Origin of the sequence: Arcobacter peruensis (genome assembly GCF_003711085.1) — a bacterium.
Classification (GTDB): domain Bacteria; phylum Campylobacterota; class Campylobacteria; order Campylobacterales; family Arcobacteraceae; genus Poseidonibacter; species Poseidonibacter parvus.
Window position 1 is genome coordinate 2,456,068 of record NZ_CP032363.1, and the last position, 17,363, is coordinate 2,473,430.

The 17,363-nt window shown below is 27.5% G+C and carries 12 protein-coding genes; all 12 read left to right on the forward strand.

Translation table 11 applies throughout. The features are described from left to right. Position 1: 1 nt before the first annotated feature. The 12 genes from D3Z07_RS12155 to D3Z07_RS12210 are packed head-to-tail and all read left to right on the forward strand — an operon-like array spanning position 2 to position 17,355. A complete protein-coding gene (locus D3Z07_RS12155; RefSeq protein WP_122894003.1) occupies positions 2-1,606 on the forward strand; it encodes a polysaccharide biosynthesis/export family protein in 1,605 nt (534 codons plus the stop codon). A 50-nt stretch (positions 1,607-1,656) separates the two neighbouring features. Beyond that, a complete protein-coding gene (locus tag D3Z07_RS12160; protein ID WP_164707232.1) occupies positions 1,657-3,489 on the forward strand; it encodes a glycosyltransferase family 2 protein in 1,833 nt (610 codons plus the stop codon). Next, positions 3,482-4,849: a sulfotransferase domain-containing protein gene (locus tag D3Z07_RS12165; RefSeq protein WP_164707233.1), complete on the forward strand. Its 1,368-nt coding sequence runs from the start codon at positions 3,482-3,484 to the stop codon at positions 4,847-4,849. Before D3Z07_RS12160 ends, D3Z07_RS12165 begins: the two co-directional genes overlap by 8 nt. Beyond that, positions 4,846-9,687, forward strand: a complete 4,842-nt coding sequence (locus D3Z07_RS12170; protein ID WP_122894006.1) for a glycosyltransferase — start codon at positions 4,846-4,848, stop codon at positions 9,685-9,687. Before D3Z07_RS12165 ends, D3Z07_RS12170 begins: the two co-directional genes overlap by 4 nt. Further along, entirely contained in the window at positions 9,671-10,687 is a 1,017-nt protein-coding gene (gene hddA, locus D3Z07_RS12175) for a D-glycero-D-manno-heptose 7-phosphate kinase (RefSeq protein WP_122894007.1), read from the forward strand. Before D3Z07_RS12170 ends, hddA begins: the two co-directional genes overlap by 17 nt. Next, a complete protein-coding gene (gmhA2, locus tag D3Z07_RS12180) occupies positions 10,687-11,274 on the forward strand; it encodes a D-sedoheptulose 7-phosphate isomerase (RefSeq protein WP_322898825.1) in 588 nt (195 codons plus the stop codon). The genes hddA and gmhA2 overlap by 1 nt, the downstream gene beginning before the upstream one ends. Next, the gene (hddC, locus tag D3Z07_RS12185; RefSeq protein ID WP_122894009.1) at positions 11,274-11,957 is read left to right on the forward strand and encodes a D-glycero-D-manno-heptose 1-phosphate guanosyltransferase; all 684 of its coding nucleotides are present in this window, start codon (positions 11,274-11,276) and stop codon (positions 11,955-11,957) included. Before gmhA2 ends, hddC begins: the two co-directional genes overlap by 1 nt. After that, positions 11,954-12,487 carry a D-glycero-beta-D-manno-heptose 1,7-bisphosphate 7-phosphatase gene (gene gmhB, locus D3Z07_RS12190; protein ID WP_122894010.1) on the forward strand — a complete coding sequence of 178 codons (534 nt, stop codon included), beginning with the start codon at positions 11,954-11,956 and terminating at the stop codon, positions 12,485-12,487. Before hddC ends, gmhB begins: the two co-directional genes overlap by 4 nt. Next, on the forward strand, positions 12,477-13,223 hold the full coding sequence (locus tag D3Z07_RS12195; protein WP_122894011.1) for a sulfotransferase family protein: 747 nt from the start codon (positions 12,477-12,479) through the stop codon (positions 13,221-13,223). The genes gmhB and D3Z07_RS12195 overlap by 11 nt, the downstream gene beginning before the upstream one ends. 48 nt (positions 13,224-13,271) lie before the next feature. Beyond that, complete coding sequence (cysD, locus tag D3Z07_RS12200; protein ID WP_076089116.1) at positions 13,272-14,186, forward strand: sulfate adenylyltransferase subunit CysD; 915 nt, start codon at positions 13,272-13,274, stop codon at positions 14,184-14,186. 1 nt (position 14,187) lies between these two features. Then, positions 14,188-15,642 carry a sulfate adenylyltransferase subunit CysN gene (gene cysN, locus D3Z07_RS12205; RefSeq protein WP_122894012.1) on the forward strand — a complete coding sequence of 485 codons (1,455 nt, stop codon included), beginning with the start codon at positions 14,188-14,190 and terminating at the stop codon, positions 15,640-15,642. Then, on the forward strand, positions 15,643-17,355 hold the full coding sequence (locus D3Z07_RS12210) for an SLC13 family permease (RefSeq protein ID WP_122894013.1): 1,713 nt from the start codon (positions 15,643-15,645) through the stop codon (positions 17,353-17,355). It abuts the gene before it with no gap. The last annotated feature ends 8 nt before the right edge of the window (positions 17,356-17,363 follow it).

Below are 17,363 nucleotides of genomic sequence, written 5' to 3' on the forward strand. Positions count from 1 at the left end.
AATGAAAATAGTTTTTTTAATACTTTGCTTGATGTTATCATCATTTGCAATTGAAGTACCAGTAGAAAATGATAAAGTATCAGAGCAAATTGAAATGCAAAAAAATAAACAAATAGAAATATTTGGGGCAAATCTTTTCAATGGAGAGTTTTCAAAATCATCACAACATAGATATAACCCTGATTATCTTCTAAACATCTCTGATACTATAAACCTAAAACTTTGGGGTGCAGTTGAGTTAGAACTAAAACTTACTATAGATGAGCAAGGAAATATTTTCGTACCAAAAGTAGGAACAATTAATCTTCTTGGTGTAAAAAATAAAGATTTATCAAAAGAGATTAAAAAAGTACTTCAAAAAACATATAAAAACAATGTCTATATATATGCAAACCTTGATAACTTTCAGCCTGTATCAGTTTTCATAGCAGGTGGAGTAGAAAAGCCAGGTCTTTATGAAGGGTTGTCTTCTGATTCAATTCTACAGTTTTTAGATAAAGCAAAAGGAATAAATAATAGGGGAAGTTTTAGAAATATATCTATTATTAGAAATGACTCGATTATCTCATCTGTTGATTTATATAAGTATTTATTAAATGGTAAATTGGACTTATTTCAATTTAAAACAGGTGATATTATAAATGTTGAATATCTAAAAGGTTCTGTAAAAGTAGAAGGTGATGTATTAAAACCTCTTCAAATAGAAACAAAAGGTTTTTTAACTATAAATACAATAGCAAAACTAACACAACCACATATCACAGCAACTGATGTAGTAGTATCAAGATTTGATAAATCAAATCAAAAAAAACTAACTATGTACCCAATAACAAATAAAAATATAAAAATACAAGCAAATGATCATGTAAAATTTGTATCAAATAATAACAACACAAATATAGAAATAAATATAGATGGTGAACACGAAGGATTGCGAAATATAGTAGTTAAAAAAGGTACAAGCTTAAAAGAACTACTTTCCAAAATCTCTTTCTCAACTCTTTCTTCAAAAGACAATATAAATCTATATAGAAAAAGTACAGCTGTTTTACAAAAAGAACTATTAATGTCTAGTTTAAAAGAACTAGAATCATCAGTTTTAAAAACAGGATCTGTTACAACAGATGAAGCAGTAATTCGTAAGCAAGAAGCAGCACTAGTTTTAGATTTTATTGAGCGTGCAAAAAAAGTAGAACCAAAAGGAAGAGTAGTTTTAAACAAAGACTCAGACCTTTCAAAAGTAATCCTAGAATCAGAAGATAAAATCTTCATACCAAAAACAAACCATATAGTAACAGTACAAGGTGAAGTAAAAATACCATCATCTTTAACTTTTGTTGATTCTTTAAACTTTGAAGATTATCTTCAGTTATGTGGTGGTTTAAACGAAAGAGCAGATAGAGATAATATTCTTGTAATACATCAAAATGGAAATGTAACAACATATGATGATAGTGTATTTTCAAATCAAAACTTGAAAATCATACCAGGTGATAGTATCTTAGTTCTTGGAAAAGTAGATACAAAAAATCTACAAATATTCAAAGATATCACACAAATACTATATCAAATCGCAGTTGGTGCTGGAGTACTTGTAAGATTATGATAAATAAAGCTAAAAAGTCATTTCGTGTAACGAAAAAGTTTTTTAATATCATGTATAAAGATACATTAAAAGGTGATCCTTTTTGTCTTCATAAAAAAGCATACAAACGATATAAAAAACATGGCTTTAATGGTATGCTATCAAGGCTTGATGTTGAATATAAAAAATCTAATGAAAAAAAATTAGATGAATCTCAAGCATATAAGCAATGGATAGAGTATAATGAAGAAGAAATATTAGAAATATCAGATTTAGAATATACTCCTTTAATTTCTATAATCACACCTACATACAACACTGATAAAAAGTATTTAAAAGATATGTTAAAGTCTGTTTTATCCCAAACTTACCTAAACTGGGAACTTTGTATCGCAGATGATGCTTCAAGTAATGAAGATACAATCAAAATACTAAAAGAATACGAATCAAATCATGAAAATATCAAAGTAGTATACAGAAAAGAAAATGGTCATATTTCAGAAGCTTCAAATAGTGCTTTAGAATTAGCTTGGGGTGAATATATAGTTTTATTAGACCATGATGATATGCTAAGCCCAAATGCTCTATATGAAATGGTAAAAAAAATAAATGAAAATAAAAAATTAAAACTAATCTATAGTGATGAAGATAAAATAGATGAAGAAAACAATAGATTTTCTCCACATTTCAAATCAGGATGGAATCCTGATATGTTTTATTCTCAAAACTATATTTGTCATTTAGTATTATTAAAAAAACAGTTAGTAGAAAAAATTGGTGGGTTTAGAAAAGGGTATGAAGGAAGTCAAGACTATGATTTATTCATACGTTATATTGATGAGATCAAAGATGATGAAATTGATCGTATAGAAAAGATTTTATATCACTGGAGAGCAATAGAAGGTTCAACAGCTTTATCTTCAAGTGAAAAAAACTATGCACACGAAGCAGGGTTAAAAGCTTTAAAGAGTTTTTTTGTAAAAAAAGATAAAAATATCAAAGTAGAAAATGGCTTAGTAAAGAATACATATAAAGTAAACTACCCATTACCAAAAGTTGAGCCACTAGTATCTATAATTATACCTACAAAAGATGGGTATAAAATCTTATCAAAATGTATCAAAAGTATATTAGAAAAAACTCTATATAAAAACTATGAAATAATTATAATAGATAATCAAACTACTTGTAAAAAAGCATTAATATATTTAGATAAATTATCTAAGCAAGAAAACATTACTATTTTAAAATATCCACACGTGTTTAATTACTCAGCGATAAATAACTTTGCCGTAAAACATTCAAAAGCTGAGATTGTAGCACTGCTAAACAATGATGTAGAAATCATATCTTATCATTGGCTTACTGAAATGGTTCAGCAAGTTATCAGAAAAGAAATAGGTGCTGTTGGAGCTATGTTATATTACGACGATAATACTATTCAACATGCAGGTGTGATTTTAGGTATCGGTGGAGTTGCTGGACATAGTCATAAGTATTTCGAAAAAAGTGATAATGGATACTTTTTCAGATTGAAGATTGTTCAAAACTTATCAGCAGTTACAGGTGCATGTTTAGTAGTACGTAAGAAGTTATTTGAAGAAGTTAGTGGTTTGGAAGAAGAGAATTTAAAAATTGCATTTAATGATGTTGATTTTTGTATTAAACTTCTAGAAAAAGGTTATAGAAATCTTTGGACTCCATATGTAGAACTATATCATCATGAATCTATTAGTAGAGGGAAAGAAGATAATGCTGAAAAAGTAGCAAGGTTTAATTCTGAAATTACATATATGAAAAACAAATGGTTAAATTATTTAGAATTAGATAAGTACTATAATAATAACTTAACAATTAAAAATGAAAACTTTTCAATTAAGAATAATAGGATTAAATATGTTTAGCAATATATTCAAAAGAAAAGAAAAGAGAACTAGCAATCATATTTTTGAAAATATTATTGATGATTATGATGTCATTATTCATGTTGGTTCACCTAAAACAGGTACTTCTGCAATACAAAAGTTTTTACTAGAAAATAAAAAAAAATTAGAAAAAGAAGGTTATTATTACCCTGATCATGGATTAGATAAAAACGGTATATCAGGAGGACATTCTAATTTGGGAATTGCGATATCGAAAGATAAGCTTGATGAAGCTAGTGAAATATTTGAAGAACATATACTCAAATCTAAAAAGCTTAATTGTAAACTTCTCCTATCGGCTGAATCTCTTTTTAATCATCACGAAAAACTAAAGAAAGTCACTAAGAATTACAAGTGTAAAATTGTTGTATTCTCACGTGATCCGATTGAAACAATCTTTTCAAACTATAACCAGAGTGTGAAAAGACACTATCAAACTTTAGATATTAACAGTATATGTACCCAAGTATTAAATCAAAATAATGATTTATTTTCTGGAAGAATATTTGTTAAATGGTGTGAAGAATTTGATAAGAATAATGTCATTATTGTGAAATATGATTTAGAATATTTTAAAAAAGTATCAATTCAAGAAACATTCTTAAATATATTAAATATTAATGAGGAAACTATATCAAGGATTAAACCTAAAGAATTTCTAAGAATAAATAAAAGTTATAATCTTGCCGAGTTAGAATTAAAAAGATTACTTAATAATATATTAGATATGAAAAACGAGAAATTAAATAATCAATTAGACTGGATTCTTCAAGAAACATCTGACAGAAGAGATGAGGAATACAAACTTTTTGATTTAATATCAGATGATATAAAACGTGATATTTATAATAAATATAATGATATTAATGAAAACATGATTTCTTTAAATATAATACAATTCCCTACTCAATTAAATAATAATGAAGATGTTATATTATATACTTTTAGAGATAAAATTAATGATATTTTGGATGTAATTGATTACATAAGAAATAATGAACCTAAACTTATAACTTATTTAACTAAATGCATAAAAACAAAACAAAACAATTTAAGTTCTCATATAGATTATGAAATCAAAACATTATCTCAGTGGTTTAATATTTTAGATATTCCGAAAAGTAGCAATTCTTGGTTCAATAACTTAATATTGCAAGATATGTCTATTGGTAAATATAAAGAACCAGATTATCTAAGAGAAATAACTAAGATATTAATTGAAAGAAATGATATAGTTAATGCTGAGTATATTATTAATAGGGCTTATGAATTAAGACCTGCAGGTCCAGCAATTATAGAATTAAGAAATAAAATTAAGCAAATAAAAGGAAAATTATGACTTTTACAGGAGAGAGATTTATTCCACAAATTTCAGATAAAGATGATGAAATAATTTATGAGCATTATAATAGATATTATTCAATACTACCTAATATAAAAGGAAAAAAGATACTAGACGCAGCTTCTGGTTCTGGCTATGGATCATATTTGTTATCAGAATTTGCATCTGAAGTAACAGGTATAGATATAAGTAAAGAAGCAATAGAATTTTCAAGAGAGAATTATATTAATAAGAATTTAATTTATGAAGTTTCATCTATTGAAAGACTTCCTTTTGATGATAATTCATTTGATGTAATAGTTTCATTTGAAACGATAGAACATGTAAATGAAAAAGTTCAATCGATGTTTCTTAAAGAATGTAAAAGAGTTTTAAAAGAAGATGGTTTCCTTATAATATCAACACCTGATAAAAAAGTATATAGTGATAATGCTAATTATAATAATGAATTTCATATAAAAGAGTTCTATGAAAATGAATTCCATAACTTTTTAAAAACTCAATTTTCAACAGTTTCATTTCTTTATCAAAGGAATGAAGTTTGTAATATTATAAGTGCTAATGAATGTGAAGTTACGAATATAATAAGAAAAAAATATGTTGATTCATCTGAAGGAAAATATATAATTGCTATTTGTAGAAATAAAGAAATTGACTTAAATGTATGTTCAAGTATACAAATACTAACTAATGAATACAAGCATAGAATTAATAGAATTATAGAATTACAAAATGAAGTAGAAGAAAAAAATCAATGGGCTTTTTCATTAAAAGAAGAGATTAATAAAAAAGACAATTTAACAAATGAGCTTAATTCAAGAATTAGTGAGTTAGAGACACAGATTGTTTCTGTTGAATCAGTAAAATCAAATTTAGAGGATTCATTAAGTACGTCAAAAGAAGAGATTAATAAAAAAGACAATTTAACAAATGAGCTTAATTCAAGAATTAGTGAGTTAGAGACACAGATTGTTTCTGTTGAATCAGTAAAATCAAATTTAGAGGATTCATTAAGTACGTCAAAAGAAGAGATTAATAAAAAAGACAATTTAACAAATGAGCTTAATTCAAGAATTAGTGAGTTAGAGACACAGATTGTTTCTGTTGAATCAGTAAAATCAAATTTAGAGGATTCATTAAGTACGTCAAAAGAAGAGATTAATAAAAAAGACAATTTAACAAATGAGCTTAATTCAAGAATTAGTGAGTTAGAGACACAGATTGTTTCTGTTGAATCAGTAAAATCAAATTTAGAGGATTCATTAAGTACGTCAAAAGAAGAGATTAATAAAAAAGACAATTTAACAAATGAGCTTAATTCAAGAATTAGTGAGTTAGAGACACAGATTGTTTCTGTTGAATCAGTAAAATCAAATTTAGAGGATTCATTAAGTACGTCAAAAGAAGAGATTAATAAAAAAGACAATTTAACAAATGAGCTTAATTCAAGAATTAGTGAGTTAGAGACACAGATTGTTTCTGTTGAATCAGTAAAATCAAATTTAGAGGATTCATTAAGTACGTCAAAAGAAGAGATTAATAAAAAAGACAATTTAACAAATGAGCTTAATTCAAGAATTAGTGAGTTAGAGACACAGATTGTTTCTGTTGAATCAGTAAAATCAAATTTAGAGGATTCATTAAGTACGTCAAAAGAAGAGATTAATAAAAAAGACAATTTAACAAATGAGCTTAATTCAAGAATTAGTGAGTTAGAGACACAGATTGTTTCTGTTGAATCAGTAAAATCAAATTTAGAGGATTCATTAAGTACGTCAAAAGAAGAGATTAATAAAAAAGACAATTTAACAAATGAGCTTAATTCAAGAATTAGTGAGTTAGAGACACAGATTGTTTCTGTTGAATCAGTAAAATCAAATTTAGAGGATTCATTAAGTACGTCAAAAGAAGAGATTAATAAAAAAGACAATTTAACAAATGAGCTTAATTCAAGAATTAGTGAGTTAGAGACACAGATTGTTTCTGTTGAATCAGTAAAATCAAATTTAGAGGATTCATTAAGTACGTCAAAAGAAGAGATTAATAAAAAAGACAATTTAACAAATGAGCTTAATTCAAGAATTAGTGAGTTAGAGACACAGATTGTTTCTGTTGAATCAGTAAAATCAAATTTAGAGGATTCATTAAGTACGTCAAAAGAAGAGATTAATAAAAAAGACAATTTAACAAATGAGCTTAATTCAAGAATTAGTGAGTTAGAGACACAGATTGTTTCTGTTGAATCAGTAAAATCAAATTTAGAGGATTCATTAAGTACGTCAAAAGAAGAGATTAATAAAAAAGACAAACAAATAATATTATTAAATAAGAAAGCAGAAAGAAGTTATATGAAAAGTAAAAATATCGAATCCTTTCAACATCAAAAATTAAAATATCAATATAATAATCTAAAAAACTTTTTTAAGAGTGTAGGTAGTAACCCATTTAAATTATTCTCAAAAGTAGATAGTTTAAAAAGTGCATTTAAGAATATGGATGAGCAATTTAATCAAATCCCACGGAAGTTTCTTGAAGAATTCAACTCAGGAAAATATTTAGAAGCTAATCATGATGTAAAAGAAGCAATTGATAAGCAAGAGTTTGAAAATGCACTTGAACACTTTATTTTCTTTGGATTTGAAGAGGTGAAGAATGGTTGTCGTAAAATAGATAATAGGTTAGACTATTTTAATAATACAGAATATTTAAAAAGTCATAGCGATGTTATAAAAGCTATTAAAAATAATCAATTTCAGAATGCGTTTGAACATTATTTAATATTTGGATATAAAGAGATAATCAATCAAACAAGATATGAGATCTCTCAAAATAATGAAAAACTAAATTTAAAAATCATTGATCCTCTAAATATAATTTTAGGATATTCAAATATTATAAGTGTACCAAAGTTTGATAAACCGTTAGTATCTATTGTAATTCCAGCATATAATCAAGCGAATTATACTTTAGCCTGCATTCAATCGATTATTGAAAATACAACTATTGCCTATGAAATAATATTAATGGATGATAAATCTCCTGATGAAGATGCACGAAATCTAAAACATCTAATTGAAAATATAAAATTTATTTCGAATGAAGAGAATTTAGGTTTTCTAAAGAATTGTAATAAAGGAGCTTCGTTTGCCGTAGGTAAATATGTATTATTTTTGAATAACGATACAAATGTACAACAAGACTGGTTAAAGTATTTAATTCAATTAATTGAATCTGATGATAAAATTGGAATGGTAGGTTCTCGATTAGTTTATCCAGATGGTAGACAGCAAGAAGCTGGTGGAATAATTTGGAATGATGCGAGTGGCTGGAATTTTGGTAGACTAGACGATCCCATGAAACCTGAATATAATTATGTAAAAGAAGTCGACTATATATCTGGCGCAGCAATTATGTTATCTAAAAAATTGTGGGATGAAATAGGTGGTTTTGATGAGAGGTATATACCTGCATACTACGAAGATAGTGATCTTGCATTTGAGGTTAGGAAACATGGGTATAAAGTAATGTATCAGCCAAAATCTATTGTAGTTCATTTTGAAGGTATTTCACATGGAACAGATTTAGGATTAGGAATAAAAAGCTATCAAGTAACAAATAAGGAAAAGTTTATAGATAAGTGGAAAAATGAACTAGAGGAACAGTATCCAAATGGAGAAGATGTTTTTTTAGCTAGAGATAGGAGTAAAACTAAGAAACATATTTTAATAATAGACCATTATGTTCCTCACTTTGACCAAGATGCTGGAAGTAGAACTGTTTATGGATATATAAAAATGTTTATTTCTTCAGGTTATAACGTAAAGTTTATTGGGGATAATTATTTTCCACACCAACCATATACAAAAAATTTAGAAGATCTTGGAGTTGAAGTCTTATATGGTAATTGGTATGCGAATAACTGGAAATCCTGGTTAAGTTCGAATGCGAAATATTTTGATTATATCTTTATGAATAGACCACATATTTCTGAAAAATATATAGATATATTAAAAAGTGAATTTTATGGTAAAACTATATATTATGGCCATGATTTACATTCACTAAGAGATTCTAGAGAATACCTTTTAACAAAAGATAAGGAGAAACTTTTAAGTGCAGAATCATGGAGAGATAGAGAGTTTAAATTAATGAGAAAATCAGATATTTCTTTTTATCCATCACAAGTTGAGATTGATGAAATAAAAAAAATTGATAATACTATAAATGTTCGTGCAATTCCTGCCTATTTGTTTGAAGATTTTAAAAAAGTAAATAGGAATGTCACAAAAACTAATGATATCATGTTTGTTGGTGGTTTTGGCCATAGTCCAAATGAAGATGCTGTTCTATGGTTTGTAGAATGTGTTTGGCCAATAATAAGAAATAAGATTAATGATGTTAAATTTTATATAATTGGATCAAAACCTACTGAATCCATAAAGAAACTTGCAACAAAAGATATTATTGTTACAGGATTTATATCAGATGAAGAGTTATCTAAATATTATAATAAATGCCGTATTGCAGTTGTTCCCTTACGATATGGTGCTGGAATAAAAGGAAAAGTTGTTGAAGCTTTGTATGAAGAAATACCAATTGTCACTACAACAACAGGGGCAGAAGGTTTAATGGATGCAAAAGATTATATGGTAATTGAGGATGAGAAAAATAAGTTCGCAGAAAAGATAATTAATTTATATAAAAATGAATCAGAATTAATCCACTTCTCAAATAAAGGTAGAGAATATTGTAAACAATACTTTTCTTATAAGTATGCTAAAAAAGTATTAAATGATGTATTTGATTTTGGAGCTTTAAATGATAGTAAGAAGTAAGGCTCCTCTAAGACTAGGATTAGCAGGTGGAGGAACAGATTTAAATACATATTGTGATAAGTATATTGGTTTTGTATTAAATACAACAATATCATTATATGTTCATTGTACTATTGAAGAAACTAATAATGGAAAGATTATTTTTGAATCAACAGATATTGAACAGAATCTATCTGTGGAAAGCAAAGATTATCTCGAATTAGATGGTTACATGGACCTTTATAAGGGTATATATAACCGAATAGTTAAAGACTATATAAAAAAATCTTTAAGTTTTAAAATTTCAACATATTCAGATGTTCCAAGTGGAAGTGGACTAGGTGGCAGTTCAACTTTAGTAGTTGCAATTATAAAAGCTTTTGTTGAGTGGTTAAATTTACCTTTGGGTGAATATGACATTGCAAGATTGGCATTTGATATCGAAAGAGAAGATATTGGTATTATCGGAGGTGGACAGGATCAATACGCAGCAACATTTGGTGGATTTAATTTTATGGAGTTCTACGATAAAAAAAGAGTAATTGTTAACCCTTTAAGAGTGAAAAATTGGATAATTGATGAACTTGAAGCTTCAATGGTCTTGTATTTTACTAATATTACAAGAGAAGCAAGTCAAATAGAAAAAGAAAAAAAAGATTTACTTGAAAAAAAAGATTCTGTAGATGCAATGCATGAAGTTAAAGAAGATGCAATATTAATGAAAGAAATGCTTTTAAAAGGTGATATTAGGAAGTTTTCAGAAGTTCTTGGTAAATCATGGGAAGCAAAGAAAAGAGTTTCAGCTAATATTTCTAACAATGAAATAGATAGAATTTATACTCTAGCTATAGAAAATGGTGCTTATAGTGGAAAAGTTAGTGGCGCGGGAGGTGGCGGTTTTATGTTTTTTATGGTTGAACCTACTAAGAAGCTAAAATTAATAAAAGAATTAAATAAACAACAGGGTGAAGTTTTAAACTTTGAGTTTGTAAAGGATGGATCAAAAGGATGGAAAATATAATGCAAGAATATATAACAAATCAAATAAAAAAATCAATTGAAGTAAAACAAGACTTTCTAAAAAGTACAAAATTAATAGATCTTATTAAGGTAGTCTCATTAAAAACAATTGATGCATATAAAAATGGTAATAAGACATTAATTGCTGGAAATGGTGGAAGTGCAGCAGATGCTCAACATATAGCTGGTGAATTTGTAAGTAAGTTTTATTTTGATAGACCTGGCTTGGCATCTCTTGCTCTAACTACTGATACTAGTATTCTTACTGCAATTGGTAACGACTATGGATATGAAAAATTATTTTCGAGACAAGTTCAAGCTAATGGAATAGAAGGTGATATTTTCATTGGAATTTCAACAAGTGGGAACAGTAAGAATATAGTAGAAGCATTGAAAGAATGTAAGAAAAAGGGTATTATTACAATTGGTCTTACAGGTATTACAGGTGGTGAAATGGATGAATTATGTGATTATTGTATTAAGGTACCTTCAAATGAAACACCAAGGGTTCAAGAAGTTCATATATTAATTGGACATATGATCTGTGCGATTGTAGAAGAAGAAATATTTGGTAAAGGTTTTAATTAATGGAAGCAATTGTCTTGGCTGGAGGATTAGGAACTAGATTAAAAAGTGTTGTTTCCAATTTACCTAAGCCTATGGCTCCAATAGAAAATAAACCATTTTTGGAATATATTTTAAAATATCTTGAAAAAAATGGTATTACAAAAATAATATTATCTGTAGGATATAAATGGGAAACTATAAAAGAATATTTTGGTAATAACTATAATTCAATAGAATTAATATATAGTGTTGAATCAGAACCTCTTGGAACTGGCGGAGCAATCAAAACAGCCATGAAATATATAAATGAAAAAGAATTTTTTATTATCAATGGTGATACTTATTTTGATGTAGATTTAAAGTTGCTAAATCTCCATCAAAATAGTAAGTTGCTACTATCTTTAAAATATATGGAAAATTTTGATAGATATGGCTGTGTTGAATCAAACTCTTCATTTCAGGTCTTAGCATTTAAAGAAAAAGAGTATAGAGAAAATGGTAACATAAATGCTGGAGTATACTTGGCTTCAAAAGAAGTGTTTGATAATTTTGATTTACCTGATAAATTTTCTTTTGAAGAATTTATGGAGAATAACTTAAATGAGTTAAAAATAATTGTAAAGATATTTGATAGTTATTTTATTGACATTGGTATCCCTGAAGATTACAAGAAAGCACAGACTGTAATTGGGGAATTAATATGACAAAAGCACTTTTTCTAGATAGAGATGGTGTTATTAATAAAGAAAAAAATTATTTATATAAAATAGAAGATTTTGAATTTATTGATGGGGTATTTGAAACGTGTAGATATTTTCAAGAAAAAGGTTATTTGCTAATTATAGTTACAAACCAAGCAGGAATAGCTAGAGGTAAATATACTGAGGATGATTATCAGGTATTGACGAAATGGATGATTCAAGAATTTAAAAATGAAGGTGTTAATATTGCAAAGGTTTATCATTGTCCCCATCATCCAAATTTTTCGGGGGAATGTGACTGCAGAAAACCAAAACCCAAAATGATAAGAGATGCAATAAAAGAGTTTAATATTGATATATCAAAATCAATTTTGGTTGGTGATAAGAATACTGATATTAAATCAGGTATTTCATCAGGGATAAAAGATAATTTTTTAATTACTACTGGACATGAAATAAAAACAAATGATTTTAATGTTAGAATAGTTAATAGTTTAATAAATATAATAAAATGGAGTGAAAATGAAAAATAAATTATTTATAGCAGGTTGTGCAAGGTCTGGAACAAGTGCTCTAGCACAATTATTAGGTTCAAATGATAAGGTTGTAATGGGGATGGAACGTTTTGGACATCTTTATAATAAAAATAAGTTTGAAGCTTCTGCTGATTTATTTGAAACTAAAAGATTTTTAACTATTGAAGATGGAGATACGTTCTATACTGATTTAGAAAAGTTTCATGCTTGGGATCCTAATATTATAAAAAAACTAGAGTCTGTCAATTATGAATATATTGGTGATAAAAGACCTGAAATTTATGAAGTTTATGACGAAATGTTTAATACGTTCCCAGATTCAAAAATAATTTTTATATATAGAAATTTATATGAAGTTGCAGCTTCTTGGAATAAACGTGCAGAAGCTAAAGAAAATTGGCCTGCAACAAAGGATTTCAAAAAAGCAGTTTACGCGTGGAATGATTCTTTAAGATTAACGGTTGAGGCAATAGACAAGTATCCAAATCAAATAGCTTGTATTAGATATGAAGATGTTTTTGTAAATGCTATTGATTTAAAACCTTTATATGCATGGCTTAATATTGATATGGATGCAAATACTCATAGCAAGTTAAAAAATATACTTATAAATTCAAAAAGACTTCAAGATGAAAGGAAAAGTTTTCAGTTATCTGATGAACAAAAACTTTTTTGTGATAGTACTGCAAATTTTAGATTTGAAAAAGAATTAAATAATATAAAAATAATATAAAATGGATTTGATTTTATGAAAAATAGTTAATACAAAAAAGGGAAACAAATGGAAATAAGTCAAGAACGATTAACGCATTTAAAACAGCTAGAAGCTGAATCAATGCATATAATGAAAGAAGTAGTAGCAGAGTTTTCAAACCCTGGTATGCTTTATAGTGTTGGGAAAGATTCTTCTGTAATGTTACACATTTTACAAAAAGCCTTTTACCCAGCACCACCACCATTACCTTTAATGCATGTTGATACTAAATGGAAATTTAAAGAAATGATTGAATTTAGAGATAGACGTGCTAAAGAAGTAGGAATGGAACTTATTACATATTCAAATCCTAAAGGAATTGAAATGGGTATCTCTCCTTTTGAACATGGAAGCTCAGTTCATACAGATATTATGAAAACTGAAGGTTTAAAAAATGCTTTAAATATTCAGAAATTTGATGCTGTATTTGGAGGAGCAAGAAGAGATGAAGAAAAGTCTCGTGCTAAAGAGAGAATCTATTCATTCAGAGATAAAAACCATAGATGGGATCCAAAAAACCAAAGACCAGAACTTTGGAATGTTTACAACGGACGTCATACTAAAGGTGAATCAATTAGAGTATTCCCAATTTCAAACTGGACAGAATTAGATATTTGGCAATATATTTATTTAGAAAATATTGATATTCCAGATTTATACTTCTCAAAAGAGAGAGAAGTAGTTGAGTATATGGGTACAAAAATCATGGTAGATGATGACAGAATGCCTGAAGAATTACGAAAAACAGCTAAAAAAGAAATGGTTAGATTTAGAACTCTTGGATGTTATCCTTTAACAGGTGCAGTTGAGAGTGAAGCTACAACATTACCTGAAATTATTCAAGAAATGCTTGTATGTACAACAAGTGAAAGACAAGGTAGACTAATTGACTCTGATAGTGATGCGTCAATGGAGAAAAAGAAACAAGAAGGGTATTTTTAAGATGGCACATCAATCAGATTTAATAGAAAAAGATATAGAACAATATTTAAAAGAGCATGAGAATAAAGAGATTTGTAGATTTATTACTTGTGGTAGTGTAGATGATGGTAAAAGTACTTTAATAGGACGTCTTCTTTATGATTCAAAAATGATCTTTGAAGATCAATTAGCAGCTATTGAAAAAGATTCTAAAAAATCAGGTACTACTGGTGATAAAATAGATTTAGCACTTTTAGTTGATGGATTAGCAAGTGAGAGAGAACAAGGTATTACTATTGATGTTGCTTATAGATTCTTCTCAACTGAAAGAAGAAAGTTTATCATAGCAGATACTCCAGGTCATGAACAATATACTAGAAATATGGCAACTGGTGCTAGTACTGCTGATATTGCTATTATTTTAATAGATGCAAGACAAGGTATTTTAACTCAAACAAAAAGACACTCTTATATTGCTTCATTATTAGGTATTAAAAACCTTGTTGTTGCTATTAATAAAATGGATTTAGTTGATTTCTCTGAAGAAGTATTTGAAAGTATTAAAAAAGATTATAAAGAAATTATTCCAAATCTTCCTCACAATGAAGATTTAAATATTGAATTTATTCCTATTTCTGCTTTAGATGGAGATAATATCTTAACTAATTCACCAAAAGCACCTTGGTATAAAGATAAACCTTTAATGGAATTACTTGATACTATTTCAATACATGAAAAAGAGAATAACTCATTTAGATTGCCAGTTCAATATGTAGTACGTCCTCACTTAAATTTTAGAGGATTCTCTGGAACGATTGCAAGTGGAAGTGTTAGTGTTGGTGATGAGATTACTGTATTACCATCAGGAAAAACATCTAAAGTAAAATCAATAGTATCAAATGAAATTAAAGATTTAAGACCAATTGGAAAAGATGAAACAGTAGAGACTATTCCTAAAGCATTTGCTCCAATGGCTACAACTATTACACTTGAAGATGAAATTGATATCTCAAGAGGTGATATGATTGTTAAATCAACAGATATTCCAGAAGTATCAAATCATTTATCAGCAATGGTAGTATGGATGGATGAAGCACCTTTAGAGTTAAACCAAAACTATATAATTAAAAGAGCAACATCTGTATTAAATGGTGCTTTTAATTCAATTGAGTTTAAAAAGAATATTAATACATTTGAAGAAATAGATGCTAAAAAACTAGAGTTAAATGATATTGCACAAGTTACAGTATCACTAGATAGAGAAATAGCAGTAGATCCATATCATGAAAACAGATATACAGGAAGTTTTATAATTATTGATAAGTATACTAACTCAACTGTAGGTGCTGGTATGATTGTAAGCTCATGTGAAGGTGCTGCAAAACTTGAAGATGAAAAAGTTTACACTCAAGCAGAGATTGAACTAAATGCATTTATTAGAAAAAATTATCCTCAGTGGGATTGTAAGAAGATTTAATTGAAGATATTTGTAGCTATTACCTTAATTATATTAATAATAATGCTTATTCAAAATAAGTACAAAGCTTCGTACCTTTTTGGTACCTTAGCTAGTATTTATTTTTTATTTGATTTAGTATCATTTGAAAAGCTGATGAATAGCTACACAAATATCTCTTTATTAACTCTAATTCTATTAGTCCTAGTTTCAAAGGCTTTAGAAAAAACAGTTTTGTTAGACTACTTTTCAAAAATAGTTATAAAAAAAAACTATAATATTACATTTTTAAATTTAGGAATACTAACTACTATTTCATCAGCTTTTTTAAATAACACAGCAATTGTAGCTGGTTTGATGAATACTATTAAAAACAATAAATATCATCTACCTTCAAAGCTTTTAATTCCTCTATCATATTTTTCAATAGTTGGTGGAACAATGACTCTTGTAGGAACATCTACAAATCTTTTGGTAAATGGTTTTTTAACTGACATGGGTAATGAAAGTCTAAAGATGTTTGACTTTTTTATTGTTGGGTTCTTTATTGCTCTGTTTTGTAGTATCACACTTTTTTTAGTAAAAGGCTTACTTCCAGAATACCAAACACAAAATAGTGAAATAGAAAAACATCTAATAGAACTTCAAGTATCAAAGAAAAGTTCTATGATAGGAAAAACTGTAAAGCAAAACGGATTAAGAAGTTTAGAATATCTATTTTTAGTAGAAATAAGTAGGGATTCAAGAATAATATCACCAATAAAACCTGATGAAATTATTCTTGCAAATGACAAATTAGTTTTTAGTGGAGACTTAAAGCATATAAATGTTTTAGATAAATTTTCTGGCTTAACTATGATAGATAATGTTCATGTAAAACAATTAAATTTAGTAGATACAATAATTATGCCAGATTCTACAATAATAGGTGAAAAAGTTAAAACATCAAAGTTTAGATCAAAATTTGATGCTTCAATTATATCTATGAAAAGAGGTTCTCAAGATATCAAAAAGATCGGAGATGAGATTATACAATCTGGTGATAGACTAATACTTGCTATTGGTGAAGATTTTTATAATAGAGATAATATATCAAAAAACTTTTATTTGTTATCAGATATTAAACAAAAAGAAAAATTTGACATAGCAAAGAGTGGATTTATTTTTGGAGGTTTTTTACTTTCTTTGATTATTGCAGCATTAGGTTTTATATCTTTATTTAAATCTATATTTATCTATTGCTTTATTTTAATAGCTTTAAAGATTATCAATATTCAAGAAATAAGAAGAGTTTTTCCCTATGAACTTTTTATAACTATAGGTTCTTCTTTAGTTATATCAAAAGTATTGATTAATTCAGGTTTAGCTGATAATATGGCAAATTTTGTCACAAGTATATTTGGAAGTTATGGAGTATATGGAAGTTTTATTGGTATATATTTACTGACTCTTCTTCTAACAGAAATTATTACAAACAACGCAGCTGCAGCTTTAAGTTTTCCAATAGCTTATGCAACAGCAACTGGACTTGATGTAAATATCTTACCATTTGTCTTTGCAGTGGCATTTGGTGCAAGTGCAAGTTTTATGATGCCATATGGATATCAAACAAATTTAATGGTAAACTCTATTGGTGGATATAAGATTAAAGATTTTATGAAAATAGGATGGATTATAACACTAGTATATTCTTCTGTAGTAATTTATCTAGTTCCACAAATATATAGTTTTTAAAAGGAAGT

Bases quoted from the DNA above. Each gene is read 5' to 3' on its own strand.
- D3Z07_RS12155 (WP_122894003.1), top strand. From the start codon at position 2: ATGAAAATAGTTTTTTTAATACTTTGCTTGATGTTATCATCATTTGCA.
- D3Z07_RS12160 (WP_164707232.1), top strand. From the start codon at position 1,657: ATGTATAAAGATACATTAAAAGGTGATCCTTTTTGTCTTCATAAAAAA.
- D3Z07_RS12165 (WP_164707233.1), top strand. From the start codon at position 3,482: ATGTTTAGCAATATATTCAAAAGAAAAGAAAAGAGAACTAGCAATCAT.
- D3Z07_RS12170 (WP_122894006.1), top strand. From the start codon at position 4,846: ATGACTTTTACAGGAGAGAGATTTATTCCACAAATTTCAGATAAAGAT.
- hddA (WP_122894007.1), top strand. From the start codon at position 9,671: ATGATAGTAAGAAGTAAGGCTCCTCTAAGACTAGGATTAGCAGGTGGA.
- gmhA2 (WP_322898825.1), top strand. From the start codon at position 10,687: ATGCAAGAATATATAACAAATCAAATAAAAAAATCAATTGAAGTAAAA.
- hddC (WP_122894009.1), top strand. From the start codon at position 11,274: ATGGAAGCAATTGTCTTGGCTGGAGGATTAGGAACTAGATTAAAAAGT.
- gmhB (WP_122894010.1), top strand. From the start codon at position 11,954: ATGACAAAAGCACTTTTTCTAGATAGAGATGGTGTTATTAATAAAGAA.
- D3Z07_RS12195 (WP_122894011.1), top strand. From the start codon at position 12,477: ATGAAAAATAAATTATTTATAGCAGGTTGTGCAAGGTCTGGAACAAGT.
- cysD (WP_076089116.1), top strand. From the start codon at position 13,272: ATGGAAATAAGTCAAGAACGATTAACGCATTTAAAACAGCTAGAAGCT.
- cysN (WP_122894012.1), top strand. From the start codon at position 14,188: ATGGCACATCAATCAGATTTAATAGAAAAAGATATAGAACAATATTTA.